15 protein-coding genes are annotated in these 16522 nt (G+C 75.8%); 7 read left to right on the forward strand and 8 right to left on the reverse strand.

The window, feature by feature from the left end; translation table 11 throughout:
• Positions 1–3: 3 nt before the first annotated feature.
• Entirely contained in the window at positions 4–2064 is a 2061-nt protein-coding gene (locus tag AB5J54_RS05950; protein ID WP_369142839.1) for a SpoIIE family protein phosphatase, read from the reverse strand.
• A gap of 307 nt (positions 2065–2371) precedes the next feature.
• On the opposite strand from AB5J54_RS05950, the gene AB5J54_RS05955 reads away from it, so the two are divergent.
• Together AB5J54_RS05955 and AB5J54_RS05960 are read left to right on the forward strand one after the other, a co-directional pair.
• On the forward strand, positions 2372–4006 hold the full coding sequence (locus AB5J54_RS05955; protein ID WP_369142840.1) for a hypothetical protein: 1635 nt from the start codon (positions 2372–2374) through the stop codon (positions 4004–4006).
• The gene (locus AB5J54_RS05960) at positions 4003–5649 is read left to right on the forward strand and encodes a protein kinase (RefSeq protein ID WP_369142841.1); all 1647 of its coding nucleotides are present in this window, start codon (positions 4003–4005) and stop codon (positions 5647–5649) included. The genes AB5J54_RS05955 and AB5J54_RS05960 overlap by 4 nt, the downstream gene beginning before the upstream one ends.
• Here AB5J54_RS05960 and AB5J54_RS05965 read toward each other — a convergent pair.
• The 3 genes from AB5J54_RS05965 to AB5J54_RS05975 all read right to left on the reverse strand — a co-directional run bounded on the left by AB5J54_RS05965 (position 5631) and on the right by AB5J54_RS05975 (position 9240).
• Entirely contained in the window at positions 5631–8486 is a 2856-nt protein-coding gene (locus tag AB5J54_RS05965) for an AAA family ATPase (protein ID WP_369142842.1), read from the reverse strand. The genes AB5J54_RS05960 and AB5J54_RS05965 overlap by 19 nt on opposite strands.
• A 67-nt stretch (positions 8487–8553) precedes the next feature.
• Positions 8554–8754 (reverse strand): phosphoenolpyruvate hydrolase family protein, encoded by a 201-nt coding sequence (locus AB5J54_RS05970; RefSeq protein ID WP_369142843.1) that lies wholly within the window; start codon positions 8752–8754, stop codon positions 8554–8556.
• A 51-nt stretch (positions 8755–8805) separates the two neighbouring features.
• Positions 8806–9240 carry a DUF2000 family protein gene (locus tag AB5J54_RS05975; protein WP_369142844.1) on the reverse strand — a complete coding sequence of 145 codons (435 nt, stop codon included), beginning with the start codon at positions 9238–9240 and terminating at the stop codon, positions 8806–8808.
• A gap of 49 nt (positions 9241–9289) precedes the next feature.
• On the opposite strand from AB5J54_RS05975, the gene AB5J54_RS05980 reads away from it, so the two are divergent.
• From AB5J54_RS05980 to AB5J54_RS05990, 3 genes are all read left to right on the forward strand, one after another.
• Positions 9290–10117: an AraC family transcriptional regulator gene (locus tag AB5J54_RS05980; protein WP_369142845.1), complete on the forward strand. Its 828-nt coding sequence runs from the start codon at positions 9290–9292 to the stop codon at positions 10115–10117.
• Positions 10118–10310: 193 nt separating this feature from the next.
• Positions 10311–10469, forward strand: coding sequence for a hypothetical protein (locus AB5J54_RS05985; RefSeq protein ID WP_369142846.1), 159 nt, complete (start codon positions 10311–10313; stop codon positions 10467–10469).
• A gap of 274 nt (positions 10470–10743) precedes the next feature.
• Positions 10744–11274 carry a carboxymuconolactone decarboxylase family protein gene (locus AB5J54_RS05990; RefSeq protein ID WP_369142847.1) on the forward strand — a complete coding sequence of 177 codons (531 nt, stop codon included), beginning with the start codon at positions 10744–10746 and terminating at the stop codon, positions 11272–11274.
• Positions 11275–11377: 103 nt separating this feature from the next.
• Here AB5J54_RS05990 and AB5J54_RS05995 read toward each other — a convergent pair whose 3' ends face one another.
• Together AB5J54_RS05995 and AB5J54_RS06000 are read right to left on the reverse strand one after the other, a co-directional pair.
• The gene (locus tag AB5J54_RS05995; protein WP_369142848.1) at positions 11378–12412 is read right to left on the reverse strand and encodes a hypothetical protein; all 1035 of its coding nucleotides are present in this window, start codon (positions 12410–12412) and stop codon (positions 11378–11380) included.
• 155 nt (positions 12413–12567) lie between these two features.
• Complete coding sequence (locus tag AB5J54_RS06000; protein WP_369142849.1) at positions 12568–13146, reverse strand: isochorismatase family protein; 579 nt, start codon at positions 13144–13146, stop codon at positions 12568–12570.
• A 133-nt stretch (positions 13147–13279) separates the two neighbouring features.
• On the opposite strand from AB5J54_RS06000, the gene AB5J54_RS06005 reads away from it, so the two are divergent.
• Together AB5J54_RS06005 and AB5J54_RS06010 are read left to right on the forward strand one after the other, a co-directional pair.
• Positions 13280–13828: a hypothetical protein gene (locus AB5J54_RS06005; RefSeq protein ID WP_369142850.1), complete on the forward strand. Its 549-nt coding sequence runs from the start codon at positions 13280–13282 to the stop codon at positions 13826–13828.
• Between the two features lie 60 nt (positions 13829–13888).
• Positions 13889–14431, forward strand: coding sequence for a GNAT family N-acetyltransferase (locus AB5J54_RS06010; protein WP_369142851.1), 543 nt, complete (start codon positions 13889–13891; stop codon positions 14429–14431).
• Here the strand turns inward: AB5J54_RS06010 and AB5J54_RS06015 are convergent.
• Positions 14428–15306 (reverse strand): hypothetical protein, encoded by an 879-nt coding sequence (locus tag AB5J54_RS06015; protein WP_369142852.1) that lies wholly within the window; start codon positions 15304–15306, stop codon positions 14428–14430. The genes AB5J54_RS06010 and AB5J54_RS06015 overlap by 4 nt on opposite strands.
• Positions 15303–16505 carry a DUF2306 domain-containing protein gene (locus AB5J54_RS06020; RefSeq protein WP_369142853.1) on the reverse strand — a complete coding sequence of 401 codons (1203 nt, stop codon included), beginning with the start codon at positions 16503–16505 and terminating at the stop codon, positions 15303–15305. Before AB5J54_RS06020 ends, AB5J54_RS06015 begins: the two co-directional genes overlap by 4 nt.
• Positions 16506–16522 lie beyond the last annotated feature (17 nt).

The following is a 16522-nucleotide window of genomic DNA, read 5'->3' on the forward strand; positions in this document are numbered from 1 at the left end:
GGTTCAACGGGTCGTACGGGCCAGGAGCATCGCCACGTCGTCCTGGGCGGCTCCCGGCAGGAGCCGCCCGATGACCTCGTCGCACAGGGTGTCCAGGGGCCGGTCCAGCGGCCGGAGCGCCTCGGCGAGCTGCCGCATGCCCTGGTCGAGGTCCCGGTCGCGGGCCTCGATGAGACCGTCCGTGTAGAGGACGAGGAGTCCGCCCTCCGGCAGGACTACCTCCTCCGCGCCGAAGTCGTGGGCTCCGGTGCCGAGCGGCGTCCCGGGCGGTCCGTCGAGGAAGGTGATGGCGCCGTCCGGGGTGGCGACGGCCGGCGGCGGATGGCCCGCCCGGGCGATGACCCAGCGTCCGTCGGCCGGGTCGTGCACCGCGTACACGCAGGTGGCCATCTCGTCCTCGCCGAGGTCGGCCACGACGGCGTCGAGGGAACGCAGCATGCGGGCCGGCGCGATGTCGTGGCGGGCCAGGGTCCGTACGGCGGTGCGAAGTTGGCCCATGACGGCGGCCGCGTGGATGCCGTGGCCCATGACGTCGCCGATGACGAGGCCCGTCCGGCCGCCGGGCAGCGCGATGACGTCGAACCAGTCGCCGCCGACGTCGTGGGAGCTCGCGGGGAGGTAGCGGCCGGTGAGTTCGAGGCCGGTGACGTCGGGGAGCTCGCTGTTGGTGAGGCTGCGCTGGAGGGTGAGGGCGGCCTCCCGCTGGGTGGTGTAGAGCCGGGCGTTGTCGATGTTGAGGGCGGCGCGGGCGACGACCTCGTCGATGAGGACGCAGTCCTGCGCGTCGAAGGGCTCACGGGTACGGAGTCGGGTCACCGTGATCGCCCCGAGCACCTGCCCCCGGGCCACCAGGGGGACGAGCCGGGCCGAGCCGATGCGGGTGGCGAAGTAGGTGCGGAGCGACTCGGTGCGCGGATCGGTGAAGAGCTTCGGGATGTCGGAGGTGTAGAGGTTCGTGGGGCGTCCGTGGACGACCACCTGCTCGTACACGGAGTCGAGGGGGATCTGGAAGGTCTGGCCCGGGGCGAGGAGCGCCGTGGGTGCGGTCGGGTCGGGGAAGCGGGCCGCGAGGCGCCGCAGCACACCCCGGGTGGAGGCCGCCGGATCGTCGGGTTCGAGGACGGACTCCAGCATCTGCACGTCGGCCGAGTCGGCAAGCTGGGGCACGAGGAAGGCGACGGCCTCCTCGGCCGTCTGCTTCAGGTCCAGGGTGGTGCCGATCCTGGCCCCGGCCTCGGCGAGCAGGGCGAAGCGGTGCCGGGCACGCTCGACCTCGGAGTGCGCCTCCTGGCTCTCGGTGATGTCCACGAGGGAGGCGATCAGCCCGAGCGGCCGGCGCTCGGCCCGGTCGACGAGCGGGGCGTAGGAGCAGGACCAGATGTGGTCGCGGTCGGGGTCGGCGGGGGTACGGCCGACCCGGCGGGCGTCCACCACGGCCGTGCCGCTCTCCAGGACCTGGCGCATCAGGGACTCGAGCGAGGCGGCGTTGACGCCGGGCACGACCTCGGTGAGCCGGAGGCCCACGTGCCGGGCGGCCGACACGCCGTTCATCCGCGCGAGGGCGTCGTTGACGCGCAGGAAGCGCAGGTCGGGGCCGAGCAGGGCGAGCCCTATGGGCGACTGGGTGAAGAGGCTCTCCATCGCCGCCAGGTTCTCCCGCATCCGCAGGACCTCGGAGGTCTCCACGGCGATGAGCATCGCCCCCGGGCGTCCGTCCGGGTCGGTTGCCGGGACGATCCACATCTCCATGGCGACGGTGTGGCCGTCGCGGTGGCGGACGGGCAGCGTGCCGACCATGGTCTCGCCCGCCTGGACGCGATCGGTGAGCCGGTCGGCGAGCTCACGGTTCGCGTCGGGGACCAGGAGCGGGGTCGCGAGCCTCCCGAGGACGTGCTCGGGGCGGTGGCCGAGGAGGTCCTGCGCGGCGAGGGACCACTCGACGATGCGACCCTCGGCATCCTCCCGCCAGAGGGCGATCGGCAGCAGCTCGCGGAGCACACCCGCGTCCCCGACGGCCGCCCGGGGCGGCTGCGGAACCCTGCTCGACGACTGATGAGTCTCCAACGCATCGACCTACGCATCGGCCTGGCCCCAGGGGGCGCAATCCCTACCGAATCACCCTAGCCGAGGAGCTGACGGCGGGCGCTCCGCAGTGCGGCCGTTCGGGACGGGGCGGTGTCCCGGAGCGGGCGGCGGCCCCGTGTCCCGGCCCGCTCCGGTGGGCTCGCTCCGGGACCGGCCTCGGGGCCGGGCGCCGGTGAGGGTTCCGTAGTTCTACGGATGTGCGGGGCGGCGCGGGGGTGCGAGAGTCGGTCCGACCTGTGTGTACGGATCTCCCGCCCCTTCCCCCTTGCCCTCCGGAGCAGCCCGCATGAGCAGCCGCTCGCCCGACGCGTTCCGCCTCGGCGCGCCTCCGTACGACCGGGGGCACGGCGACGGCGGCGAGCCCGAGGACCCGCACGAGCTGCTCCAGCGGGCCCGGCGGCTCACCGCCGACGGGCATCCCTCGGCCGGCGGCGCCTGGGAGCGGGCGGCGACGGCGCTGCGGCGCGCGGGCGGCTCCCTCACGCCCGGTGACCACGCCCACGCCCTGGACGCGACGGCGCTCGACTGCCGGGGCCGGGCGCTGCCGGCGGCGGGCCCGCTCTTCTCCCGCGCCGCCGACCTGCACGAACGGGCCGGTCAGCGCGGCGAAGCCGTGGTCTCCCGGGCACGGGCGCTGCTCACGGGCCCGGAACCGGGGGCGACGGTCTGTGCCGGGCTCGCGGTACTGGGCGAGCGGGCGACCGCCCTGCACGCCGCCGGGCAGGCCACCGCCGCCGAGACCGCGACGGTGCTGCTGCTGCGCTGCCGGGCCCGCGCGGACCTGCTCGACACCGGCCCCGACCCGGTCGCCGAGGCCGCCGCGCTGCGCGCGGAGCTCGTACGGCTGACCGCCTTCGCCGCACCGCACCGGGCCGCACCGGCCGTCCTGGGTGTGCTCGCCGAGGCCCGGGCGCTGCTCGGCCGTGTCACCGCCCCAGACGATCCGGTGGCCGCCCTCGGCCTGCTGCGGTCCGCGGCGGCGGATCACCACGCCGGTGGCGGGCTCCGGCCCGCGGCCGAGAGCGGGCTCCTGCTCGCGGGGGTGCTCCGCGCCACCGGCGCCCACCGGGAGGCCACCGCCGTCCTCCGCGCCGCCCTCGGCCCGGCGGCCTGCGCCACGCCCCCGCGTGGTGCCGACCGGGCGCGGCTCTGCCTCGCCCTGGCGCGGACGCTCGCCGGAGCCTCCGCGGAGCCCGCCGGGGACGGGGAGGTCCTGGCGCTTCTCGGGGAGGCCGTCCGGCATGCCGACGCGCCGGCCGGGGACAGGCGGCTGAGTACCCTGGCGCGCCTCGCGCTCGGCATCGCGCGGGCGGAGCGGGGGCGTTGGCGCGAGGCCACCGCCGTACTGGCGGAGGTCTTGTCCGGGCGTGCCGGGGACGGCGACGGGGCGGCGCGCGTACGGGCCAGGGCCTGGCTCGCGTACTGCGCGCTGTGTCTCGGCGAACCCGCCCGGGCCGCACGGGAGTTCGCGCGGGCCGCGGCGGAGGTCCGCCGGTGGGGGGACCGGCGCCACGGCGCGGCCCTGAGCCGGCTGACGGCGCACGCCCTGGGCGCGGCCGGATCGCCGGAGAAGGCCGCCCGGGCCTACGAGCGGGCGGCCGACCTGTGGCGGTCGGTCGACGACCACGCCTCCGCGGCGAGCGCCCTGCGCGCCCGGGCCCGGCAGGTACGGAGGGTGTGGGGCGCGGCCGCCGCCGAGGCGGTCGAGGAGGAGGCGCTGCGGGAGGCCGGGCGGGGGCGGCCGGGCGACGGCGACGGGGAGCCGGGCGGTGCCCGGGCCTGGCTGCGCGCCCTGCCCGAGCCGTACGGGCCGCCCGGGCGCTACCAGGTGGACGTGTACGGCGAGGTGGGCGGGACCGGGCCGGGCGGCCGTCGGCGCACCGAGGAGCAGGGTGTGACCCGAGTACAGGGGTGCGTGTGAGCAGAGTGATCGACGGCCGTTTCGAACTGGTGGAGCGGCTGGGCGGCGGTGGGATGGGCACGGTGTGGCGCGCCCGCGACCTGGCCCTCCACCGTGACGTGGCGGTCAAGGAGGTGCGTCCGCCGGACCCCGCGATGGCCGAGCACGACGTCGAGGGGGCCAGGACCCTGCGGGCGCGCGTGCTGCGCGAGGCGCGCGCCCTGGCGAGGATCGACCACCCCAACGTGGTGACGATCCATCACATCGTGGACGCGGGCGAGGGCACCTACCCGTGGCTCGTGATGGAGCTGGTCACCGGCGGCTCCCTCCAGGACCGTCTGGATCGGGGCACGATGACCCCGGCCGAGGCCGCCGCGCTCGGCCGTGAGCTGCTGTCCGCCCTGCGCGCCGCCCACGAGCGGGACATCGAGCACCGCGACGTGAAGCCCGCCAACGTCCTGCTGCGACCGGACGGACGGCCGGTGCTCACCGACTTCGGCATCGCGGCGATCCGCGAGTCCACCGTGCTGACGGCCTCGGGTTCGATCATCGGCTCGCCGGACTACATGGCGCCCGAACGGATCCGGGGCCGCACGAGCGGCCCCGCCGCCGACCTCTGGTCGCTCGCCATGCTGTTGTACGTGGCGGTGGAGGGCCACCATCCGCTGCGCCGGGAGAACACCCTGGCCACCCTCGCCGCCGTCCTCTCCGACGACGTGCCCGCTCCGCTGCGGGCCGGTGCGCTGACCGACGTGCTGACCCGGCTGCTCGTACGGGACCCGGCCGCCCGTCCCGACGCGGAGGAACTCGACCGCGCGCTGGCGGCGGTCGGGGCGGAGGGGCCGGTGGCCGAGGAGGCGGCGCCCGCCTCCGAGGGCGGAGGGACCACCTCGTTCCGGCTCGCACCGCCGAGCACCGCACCGGGGAGCGCGGCGCAGGCGGCGGTGACGGTCACGCCGGCGGACGGCGCACCGCCGAGCACCGGACCGGTGGCGGCGGTATCGCCCGCCGTCGCCGGACGGCGCCGGCGCGGGCGCCTGGCCCGGTTCCTGGGGGCGGTCGCCGTGGTCGTGCTCGCCGTCGGGGTTCCCGTGGCCGCCATGAGCGGGGAGTGGCGGCCGGCCGACCCGGGGAGCGGGCCGAGCGCCGCCCCTCCCTCGCGGCGGCCGGTGACATCGTCGGCTCCCGCCGGGGCGGCGGCTCCCGAGAAGCTCGATCTGCTCACGGCCGACGGGGTACGGACCGCCGTGGCCGCCGTCAAGGCGGCCTCGGGCGGGGCGAAGGTCACCGGGTTCGTCGTGTACGCGGACTACGCGGTGGCCGAATCGCTGGTCAAGGGCAGCACGAAGCGGTACGACCGGTACGTGTACCGGGGCGGTGACGTGGCCGTCCGGCAGGGGCCCGGCGGCACCGCCTTCCCGGGCGCGGTCCCGGCCGACCTGGACGCGTTCGCGTGGGACGCGCTGCCGGCGCTGATGAAGCGCGCCGACAAGGAGCTGGGCGTCGACGCGCCGACGAGCCGCTACCTCGTCCTCACCCCCGGTTCGACGCTCCTCGGGAGCGAGGCGGGGCTGAGCGTCTACCTCTCCGACACCTACGGCGTGGCCTATCTGACGGCCGACGCCGAGGGCCGGGTGACCGCCAGCTATCCCCGCAAGGACTGACGGGCCGGCGTCTCGTCCCTGACGACCAGCGAGGCCAGGCCGGCGCGGGTCTCCACGCCCGTCTTGCGGTAGACCCGGGCGACGTGGCTCTCGACCGTGCGGGGACTCAGGCAGAGCCGTTCGGCCACGGCCTGGTTGGTGAGCCCCTCGGCCACCAGGGCCGAGATCTCCCGCTCGCGCGGGGTGAGGACGGCGAGCCGGCCTCCGGTGGCGTCGCCGCGGGGCGGTGCGGTGCGGGTGCGGTCGGCCAGGTCCACCAGCATGCGGGCGCCTGCCTCGGCGGCCAGCCGCCGGCCCCTGCGCCGGAGGGCCGCTGCCTGCGGCGCGTCGCCCGAGGCCTGGAGCTGCGGGGCGGCGAGGAGCAGGCTGTGGGCCTCGCGCAGGACCGCCCCGGAGCGCGCGCCGTCCCGCGCGGCTTCGGTGAACTCCCGGGCCGCGGCGGCCGGTTCACCCCGCCCGGCCAGGACCCGTCCCCAGGCGCGGCGCGCGGCACCCCGCTGGACGGACAGGCCCAGCGGCTCGGCCTCCGCGAGGGCCCGGCGGGCGACCCGCTCGGCCTCCGGAAGGTCACCGGCGGCGAGGGCCGCGGCCGTGAGGACTTCGAGATAGCCGGGGCGCAGGGAGGGCTGGAGCCCGGAGAGGTCGCGGTCGCCGCCCGCACGCACCAGCACCTCACGGACCCGGTGCGGGTCCTGGTCGAGCGGGAGGGTGTGGGCGAGCATGCAGCGGGCCTGGGTGGCCCACCAGCCCTCGGCGGTCCCGACGGTCGCCGCCGCCTCCTCGGCCGCGGCCCGCGCTCCTGGGTCGCCGAGCGGGCGGGCGTGCAGGAGCACGGTGGCCCGCATCGCCCCGCTGAACCCGATGAGTTCGGCGCCGCCGAGGGTGCGGGCCACCGCGAGGGACTCCTCGGCCAGGTCGAGCGCGGTGCCGACCCTGCCGGTCAGGAGGTGGACGTACGCCGAGCAGAGCAGGAGCTGCGAGAGGGCGAAGGGGCGTCCGGCGCGGCGGGCCATCGCGATGCCCCGGGTGGCGTGCCGCTCGGCCGTCCCGTACTGCTCAAGGAAGGCCTCGCTCCAGCCGAGGCGCACCAACGACTCGGGGTGGTGGGCGAGTCGGCCGTCGGTGAAGGAGTCGGTGAGGGCCGCGGCCCCGGCGGCGTGCGCGCGGGCGGCGGCGGTCTCGCCCTCGTACACCTCGCCGAGGGCGGCCAGGGTCAGCAGCTCGGCCGTCCCCTCGTCGTCGCGGCGCCGCCGGGCCTCGTGGAGGTTCTCGGCGACCACGGCGCGGAGTTCGGGGTAACGGGCGGCGAACAGGGCGCGGCAGCCCCATTCGACGACGATCCGGGTCCGCAGGTCCGGCCGGGGGCCGGGGTCCCGCTCCAGTTCGCGGCGGAGCAGGGCGTCCGCCTCGGGGTAGCGGCCGAGGTGGCGCTCCATGAACGCGCAGAGCAGGACGGCCGAGGTCCGCAGCTCCGCGTCCGCGGGTCCCCCTTCTCGGTCGTGGGTGTCGTCGATGAGGTGGTGGAGGATGTCCCGGCTCTCCGCGACGCGTCCCGCCGAGCCCAGGGCGCGGGCCCGGCGGAGCGTCAGTTCGCGTCGGTCGCCTTGGTGTTCGGTGGTGTCGGGCAGCAGGTCGAGCACGGCGCCCAGCCACTCGGCGGCGCGGGCGGGGTCGGCCGCCCCGATCCGCTCGGCGGCCTCGGCCAGCTCGGCGGCGGTGGCCGGGTCCCAGACGGTCGCGGCCCGGACGAGGTGCGGGGCACGCTCGGTCACGGGAGCCCCGGCGCGGGCGAGTGCGGCCGCGGCCCGCCGGTGCAGCTCCCGGCGGCGCCAGGGGGCGAGCGCGCCGAGGAGCAGCTCGGGCAGCGCGGGATGCCGCAGCGCGAGGACGCGCCCGTCCGGCCCGCCCCGCACGAGATCCCGTCGCATCAACTCCCCCAGGGCCTCCCCCTGGGAAGGGCTCGGGGCGTCGTCCCCGGCGACGGCCGCGAGCAGTTCGGTCGTCGCGTGGGTGCCGAGTACCGCGATGGCCTCGACCAGCGAGCGCTCCTCCCGGTCGAGCGCGGCGAGTTCGGTGAGCGGGGTGGCCGCCGGGCCGGTGCCGGACGTGCGGGCGGCCGCGAGTGCCCGGTAGTAGAGCGGGTTGCCGAGGCTGGTGGTGTGGATCTCCCGCGCCTGCTCCGGTGAAAGCCCGGGGCCGAGGCCCTCGGCGCAGTCGCCGGGCGTGAGCGGGGTGGGCGTCAGGCTCGCGAGTGAGCCCGTGTCCCCGGCGCGTGTGAGGACGGAGGCCAGGGCCGGTGGGGTCTGGCGCTCGCGCCGGGCCAGGACGAGGAGGACGGGCGACCGCGGGGGGTGCCGGAGGAGGTGGTCCAGGAGCGCGACGGAGGCGGGGTCCGCGTCCTGGAGGTCGTCGAGCAGGAGCACGAGGCCGGGTGCCGTCACGCGCCCGACCGCAACCGCGATCCGCCGCACGTGTCCGGCGCCCTCGACTCCGGCGCGCTCGACGAGCTCCGCCAGGTCCGCAAGGTCCGGGGCCGTGGCGCGATCGTGGTGGTCCAGGTCGGCGAAGGCGTCCACGAAGGGCTGGAACGGGGTGCCGTGCCCGGCGGCCGATCCCGCACGGCCGTGCAGGACCGTCGCCCTGCGCCGCCTCGCCCGCGCCGCGAACTCCGTGAGCAGGCGGGTCTTGCCGATGCCCGGCTCGCCCGTGACGTCCACGGCCACCGGTCCCGCGCCGCCGGTCCTGGCGCGCACCAGGCCGTCGAGCCGGTCCAGCTCCCGGCTCCGGCCGACGAAGGGCGCGCGGTCGACGCGCCCGAGGTCCGCGAAAGCGTCCATGTCCACCGTCCCCCTGTCCTGCTCCTGCCCCCGCTCCCAGTTGTACGGCACGCCACCGACAACGGCCTCATCCGGTGGTGAGGGACTTGAAGGCGCGGGTCTGTTCCGTGATGGCCCGCTCCGTGGGGAGACGTTCGATCGCCCCGAAGAAGCCGACGACGCCCGTCGTGTGCTCCAGGACGTAGCGCGCGTCCTCGGGTTCGGCGATGGGTCCGCCGTGGCAGAGCACGAGGATGTCGGGGTTCATCCGCCTGGCCGCGCCGTGCATGCCGCGCGGCGCGCGGCGGGGGTGACGGGGCCGCGGCTGCTGAGGTCCCGCTCAGGGATGCATCCTGGCGCCCTTGAGCACCTTGTCCACGGCGTTGCGCGGCCCGTACACGGCGATCCCCGCCAGATCGAGCTGTCCCGCGCCCACGGCCCGTACCGCGGCACGGTTGTCCCGGTCGTTGCCGGTGGTGAAGAGGTCGGTCGTGAAGACCGCGCGGGGCAGCCCGCGCGAGAGGGCCCGGCCGTGGGCGGCGGTCAGCGTCTCCTTGGTCCCCTCGAAGACCAGGACGGGCTGGCGGAACATCGGCAGGTACGGGGTGTCGTCCGCGTCGGCGTACCGTTCGCCGATCACCTCGGGGAGCTCCGTGCCGAGGCCGCTGACCAGGAACGCCGTGACGTTCAGCCGCTGCCAGGTCTCCAGGTCCTCGCGCAGCAGCACGGCGATCTTGGTGTCGAAACGTACGGGGGTGTGGTCGGTCGTCGTCATGCTCCGAGACTGCCGCCGGCCCCTCGGCGCGGTCTTGTACATTTCTTGCATGGTGGCCCGGACGGCGGCCCGTCAGGAGGTCTCGGCGTGGCGCCCGCGCGTGCCGGGTGTTGTGGAGGTCTTCCACGCCCGGTTCACCGAGCACGCGTACCCGATGCACGTGCACGACGTGTGGACGCTGCTCATCGTGGACGACGGCGCGGTCCGCTACGACCTCGACCGGCACGAGCGCGGCACTCCCGGCGACACGGTGTCCCTGCTGCCGCCGCAGGTTCCGCACAACGGCTCGCCCGCCACCTCCGACGGCTTCCGCAAGCGGGTCCTGTACCTGGATCTGACGCAGCTGGACGAGAGCTTCATCGGTCCCGCGGTCGACGCGCCCGATCTGGTCGACCCGCTGCTGCGGCGGCGCGTCGGGCAGCTGCACACCGCGCTCGCGGAGCCGGGCGACGAACTGGAGGCGCAGAGCCGTCTCGCCCTCATCGGCGACCGCCTGCGCGGCCATCTGCGGCCGCGCCTGCTCACGCCCGCGCGTGCGGCCGATCCTGGGGTGGCGCACGGCCTGCGGGAGCTCCTGGACGCGCGCCTCGTGGAGGGCGTGACGCTGGACGAGGCCGCCCTGCTGCTCCACGCCCATCCGGCGCATCTCGTACGGGCGTTCAGCGGGGCCTTCGGCATCGCGCCGCACCAGTACCTGACGGCCCGGCGGATCGACCGGGCGCGGCGGCTACTGCTCGACGGGCAGCCGCCGGTGGAGGTGGCCGCCGCGACCGGCTTCTACGACCAGCCGCATCTGAACCGCTCGTTCAAGCGGATCGTGGGCACCACCCCGGGGCGCTTCGCCCGGGTGCGGGGCGGTCCGTCCCCGCTGTCGTGAACTGGCCACCGGGCGAGGGCGCGAGGCCGTTCCGGAAGCCGTCGACCGGCGCCGGGCGGGCGGCAGGAGCGCGTGAACCCGCCCGGAAAGGCGAGCGATCCCGCGCGGATAAGTGACGAACGCTCCAAGTACGCCCTCCCCGGCCCTGCGGACGACCGAATTCCGCCTACCGTCACTCAAGACGGACCAGATGATGCACAGATGCACGAGGCCCGCGCCCTGGTGCTCTGGGCACGCGCCCGTGAGGCCGTTCGTCCTGGTGCGGCCGGACGGTCACGTGGCCTGGCGCGGGACGGCTCCGCCGACCGACCCCGGGCGGCTCGCGGACCTGGTGCGCGGGGCGGGGACATGAGCCGGGCCCCGGGAGGAGCCGGGCCCTTGGAGGCGTTCGATCCGGCGCGACTCGATCGCGCGGACCCGTTTCCCGTCTGCTCGTCCTGGGCTCGGCGCACCGGGACCCGGCGCGGTTCCCGGACCCCGACCGGCTCGACATCCACCGGGACGGCGGCGCGCGACTGACGCCGTCCCACTGACACACGTGCCCCAGGTGGCGACGGGAACCTCTCCCCACCCTCCCGCGTTATACCCCCCGAGGGTATACAGAACGAGTTGTCCGGAGGGGTTCCATGACGACGAGAAGACTGGCCGCGCTCGCCCCCGAGCAGGCCCCCGGGCGTGCCCGCGAGCTGCTCACCGACATCGTCGAACGGCACGGTTCCGTCGGCGAGATGGTGTCCACGATGGCGCACTCGCCCGCGCTGCTCGACGGCTATCTCAGCCTGTCGCGCGCCATGAAACGGGTGAAGATCCCGCGCGCCCTGAGCGAGAAGCTGTCGCTCGCCGTCCAGGAGTGGATCGGCTGCGGCACCTGCCGCGAGGCGCACCGCGCGGCAGGCCGCGCGGCGGGACTGACCGACACCGACATCGAGCTGGCCCGTCAGGGCACGTCGACCGACCCGCGCGAGGCCGCTCTCATCGGCCTCGCGCTGCGGGTCCTCGCCGAACCGGGCGCGCTCTCCGACGAGGACGTCGCCGAGGTGCGGGCGCACGGCTGGAGCGACCGGGTGATCGCCGAGGTGGTCGGCGTGGTCACCCTCAACCTCCTGACCGGCGCCTTCAACCTCCTCGCGGGCATCCAGCCGGAGCCCGAGGGCTGACGCGGGAAGGGGTGACGACGGGGCCGCTCGCGTCGCCCGCCGCTGATCAGCCGGGCCACGTCGCCGGAGGGCGGCGCCGAGGGGGCCCCGACCGGGAGGCCGGTCAGTCGGCCCACGAGAGGCTTCGATCCGCGAACTTCGCGAGAAGGGCGTGGTACTTCTCCGGCCGTGACGCGAAGTCGACCGACGCGGCCAGTCCGGCGGGATCCGCGTCCGGTCCGCGCAGCAGGTCGACGGACGCCTGCGCGAACCATGGGGCGAGGCCGTCCCGTTCGGCCCGGTCCAGCAGCCGGCGCAGTTCGGCGAGGGCGGCCCTCGCGCGGCGGATCCGGCCCGGCCCCGCGGTCAGCAGAGGTCCGATCCGGACGGCCGGCGCCGCCTCGGCGAGCAGCTTGTCCAGGCGTGCGGCCAGGGTCTCGCCGCGTTCCGCCGCGCCCTTCGCCCGCGGCCCGGCCTCGACCAGGACCCGGAGGGCACAGAGCACCGCCGCGATGCCCGGCTCCTGTCGGTCCGGGTCGATCCGTACGGTCACGACTCCGGCCCGTTCCTCGGCGAGCCTTCGCGCGGCGGCGACCGCCGTCCCCGCGACCCGCCGGTCCACCCCGGCGTGTTCGAGGCCCCACTCCTGGGCGTCGAGCACCTCCCGCACGGTGTGCACGCCGTGCTCGGCCAGCTCCCCCGCGGGGAAGGCCCTCCCGGCCACCCGCCTGAGCCGTGCGACCGGCATCAGGTCGAGCTCCGCGTCCACGAGGGCCCGGTGCGAAGGGGCCCAGGCCGTACGGACCGCCGCCACGGCCTGCCGGTAGTCCCGGGCCACGAGGGCCGCGGTGTCCCTCAGCGCGGCCGCCCGGCGGACGGTCCGACGGTGGCCGGGCGTCACCGGCGCGACGACATCCCTGAGCAGCTCCACCGGCCGACCGGGGCGCCGATGCACGCCGTGCGGCCGGGACCGCGCGCGGACGGCCCCGCCCGCGAGGCCACCGGCGACGAGGAGGAACCCGCCCGTCCCGAATCCGTCGGCCAGCGCGAAGAGCGCGCCGCCGGCAGAGTCCGGCACGACCCGGTACAGGGCGAACGAGCAGCCCATCAGGAACAGACCGAGCGTCGCCACCCAGCGGAAGAACGGCACATGCCTCATCCGGGGTCCCCCCTGCCACTCGTCGAGGACGCATGCGCGCTCAGCGTCCGCCGCGGGGAGACCGGCCGACTAGGGCGGAGCCGGGCAACCGCACGGGCACGGTGCCTTCCTGCCTCCGGCAACGGGCCCCGCGCCTTCGTGGAGGAGACGCTGCCTCAGCGCGCCTCGGGGGCCGTGAACGTGACCTCGGCGGCCGGGACGGTGGTCTCGGCGTCGCTGCCGAGGGAGTACGCCGCGACGCGGGAGACCGTCGCGGCCGGGACGGCCTCGCCGATGCCCGGCGCCGCCGGGATGTCCTGGGTGGCGTGGGCGTCGTGCGGGACGACGACCCGATAGCCGAGCGCCAGGGCCGTACGGGCCGTGGCCTGCACGCACATCTCCGACATCACGCCGCAGACGGCGACCGCCCGCACCCCCGCCTCGCCGAGCACCAGGCCGAGAGCGGTCTCCTCGAAGCCGTCGTCGTGGGGCTTGCGGATCACCACCTCGGTGGGGCCGGGCCGCACGGGGTGGTGGAGTTCCCAGCCGGGCGTGTGCGGTTCGTCCTCGGCACCGGGCGGCCCGTCGTTCTGCAGGTGGGCGATGAACGCCCCGTCCCGCCGGGCCCGGGCGATCAGATCGGTCGTCCGCTCGACGAGCCGTTCGGCGGCGGGCACGGCCCCTTCGCCGGTGACGAAGGCCGACTGCACGTCGACGACGATCAGGGCATCCACGGGCTGCGCGCGCTCGGTCATCCGGCCATCATCACGCCCACCCGCCTTGCGCGCCACGGGATTTCGCCCTCGCCGCAGCGGGGCTCGATCCCCTCCGCGCACGCACCGGACCTGCGGGTATCCTCACGGGCCAGGGAAACAGGGGGAGGTCCGCATGACCGAGTCGACGCCGTCCGAGTGGTGGACGCTGCTGCCGGAGGGCATCCGCGGGGAGGTCGACGGATACGTCCTCCAGGACGCCCGGCTCCGCGCGGTGCGTACCGTCTGGGAGGCCTGCCGGGGCCGTGGTCTGGGCCTCCACGAGGCGGAGGCGGTGGTCCACGCGCGGTATCTCCACCACGGCGACCGGGTCGCGCGCACCCCGCTGAGCCCGCTCGACCCGGAGTCCCTGGCCGCGCGGGCCTCCGGCTGCCCGGGGCCGGTGGTCGCGATCGAGGCGATCTGGGACGGCGACACCGTCCACGACTGGTTCGTGATCCTCCTCGCGATCACCGCCGAGCCCGCGGGCGAGCACGGTCTCGCCACGATCTACCGGGAGACGGCCGTGCGGTACCTGGGCGACGCTCGGGACGAGAGGGCGCTGCACCCGGAGGCCGCGGCGGCCGCCGCGGCAGGCCGGGCCCTGGCCGAACACCTCGCCGTGCCCTTCCACTTCGGCAGTCCGGACACCCCCGACGACGAGGCGCCCCGCTGGCGGCCGTGAGGGCCGTGCGGTCGCCGAATTCGTTTGCGGGCGGTGCGTCCGGTCCGATAGGAAACCCGCATGCTGAAAGGTACGACGATCGGGCTGAGGGCCCGGCACGAGGACGACATCCCGATCCTGCGGACCGAGCTCTACGACGACGTGGTCAACGGCTCGCGGGCCGAAGCCGCGCCCTGGCGGCCGATCACGCCCGGCTCGAAGGACCCGCGCCTCGTGGTGGACGACACCAACGAGAGGAACGTCTCCTTCTCCATCGTGGAGCTGGAGGGCGGCACGCTGATCGGCAGCGCGAACCTCTGGGGCATCGACAACCACAGCCGGTCCGCGCACATCGGCCTGGGGCTGCTTCCGTCCGCCCGCGGCAAGGGCCACGGCACCGACGTGGTCGCGGTCCTCTGCCACTACGGCTTCATCGTGCGCGGCCTGCAGCGGCTGCAGATCGAGACGCTCGCGGACAACCACGCGATGCTGCGCTCGGCCGAGCGCAACGGCTTCGTCCGCGAGGGCGTGCTGCGTTCCTCGGCCTGGGTCCTCGGCGAGTTCCTCGACGAGGTCCTGCTCGGTCAGCTCGCCCACGAGTGGAAGTCCGGCCGGTCCGTCTAGAGCGCCGTGTCCTCGCCCCGCCGGACGGCTCGGGTCAGCAGCCAGTGGCCCGAGGCGCCCGTGGCGAAGAGTCCGGCGACCAGGGTGACGAGGGCGGCTCCCGGGCCCGAGGCCCAGTCGACCGTGGCGGCGCGGGCGCCGAGGACCACGGCGAGGGCCAGGGCCACCGCGGGGACGGCCCTGAGCGCGGGGCGGATACGGGCCAGGTCGTCCTCCACCAGGGAGCCGAGGACGCCGACGCCGAGCGCGAGCGCCCACACGCCGAGGCCCTGCGCGTCGGCACGGTTCACCGTCCACGGGAGCAGGGCGCCCCAGAAGGCCGGGAAGAACAGCAGGCCGGCGCCGATGCCGAGCCAGCCCGAGCCGAGTACGGCGAGCGGCGGCTTCGACCAGGCGGGCAGCGGGGCGACCGGGCGCCGGCCCGACGCCTCCGCGCCGGCGGGCCGTCTGCGGTACTGCGCCGCCAGGCAGCCGACGGCGGCGAGGGCGAGGACGCCGAGGGTGGCGACCCAGCCGAGGCTGAACAGGGCGAGGAACAGCGGGCCGCCGCGTACGGCCTGGAGGCTTCCGGCGTTCAGCAGGGTCACCGTGAAGAGGCCGACGAGGACGATCGCGAGCGGCAGCACCAGGCATCGGACCTCCTCCCAGACGCGGGCCCGGCCGACGGTGAACAGCGCGGGTGCCACCCCCGCCATGGCCGCCCCGACGAGACCGGGGCTGAGCGCCTCGGGCGACACCCAGGCGCCCGCCGCGTGCCCGGTGAGGCTCGCCACGGCGAGCAGGGTGCCGACGGTGGCGCTGATGCCTCCGACGACGCCGCTCAGGACCACCACGGCGGGCGAGAGGGCACGGCCCCCGGGAGTTGCGGTGCTCATCCCCGGCCTCCTTCAAGGGCGGGCTCGGCCTTCGCCGGAGCCGTCGGCAGGTCCGCGAACTCCCGCTGCCGCCTGAGGACTTCGCGGGCGTACAGGATCCGCAGGCTCACCACGGTGACGGCCGCGTAGGCGAGCATGCCGCAGCCGATGCCGACGCCCGCGACGAGCGCCGTGATCCGGTCGAGGCCCAGGGTCCGTTCCAGTACGGGCACGGTCGCCGCCGAGAAGGCGGGGGCCAGGCAGAGGGCGGCGAGGTGCAGCGACCACTCCTCGCGCGCCCAGTCCGCGCCCCGGGAGCCGGCGCGGGCCGCCCGGACGGCGATGACGGCGTAGATCACGGCGTAGGGGACGAGGTACGCGAGGAGCAGGCGCCGCCCGGCGGTTCCCTCGCCGAGGAAGGCCACCGTGATCCACACCAGGCCCGCCGCGCCCGCGAGATGGGCGGCCACCCGCACCGGCAGCGGGCACCAGGTGCCGGTCAGGCCGGGGACGGCGGCCCGCTGGTCGAGGGCGCGGGAGGCGAGCAGCGCACCGAAGGAGACGAGCGCCCCGAGATGCATGATCGCGACGCGGTTGATGTCGCGCAGGTCGAGCCCTGGGTAGAGCGAGGGCAGGACTCCCCATTCGAGCCGCAGCAGCGGAGCGGTCATCAGGAAGCCGTAGCAGAGCAGCAGCCAGCGCTGGTGGAGGTCCGGGAAGCCGCGGACGGCGGCGAGGATCCCGAAGGTCACGCTGCCGACGGTGCCGACCAGGATCGTCGCGAGGACGATCCAGAACGCGGCCCCGCTGAAGGCCTCCGCCGGCGGGGTCCGCACCAGGTAGAGGGCGGCGCCCGCCATCGACACGTACACCGTGACCGCGAAGACCGTGCCGGTGATCCGGTGCAGCCGGATGCGGCGCCGGACCGCGGAGAGCAGCTGTACGGGGCCGAGCAGCATGAGGAGACCGCCGAGGACCGAGTGCACGATCAGAGGGACCAGGCTGCGTCCGTACGGTCCCATCCGGTCGCGCACGGCCTCGGCGACGAACTCCGGGGAGACGGACCGGCCGAGCAGCCACTCGCCGACGGCGGGTGCTCCCGGGCTCGCGTACGGCCAGAGTTCGGTCATGGCGATCGGCGCGTACGTCAGGCAGACCACGGTCACCGCGAGGGTGGCCGCCCTCCCCCACCCCCGTCTCGTGCCGGTCGTACGCGCCATGGCGGTCCCCCTTCACC

It is taken from the genome of Streptomyces sp. R44, assembly GCF_041053105.1.
GTDB lineage: Bacteria > Actinomycetota > Actinomycetes > Streptomycetales > Streptomycetaceae > Streptomyces.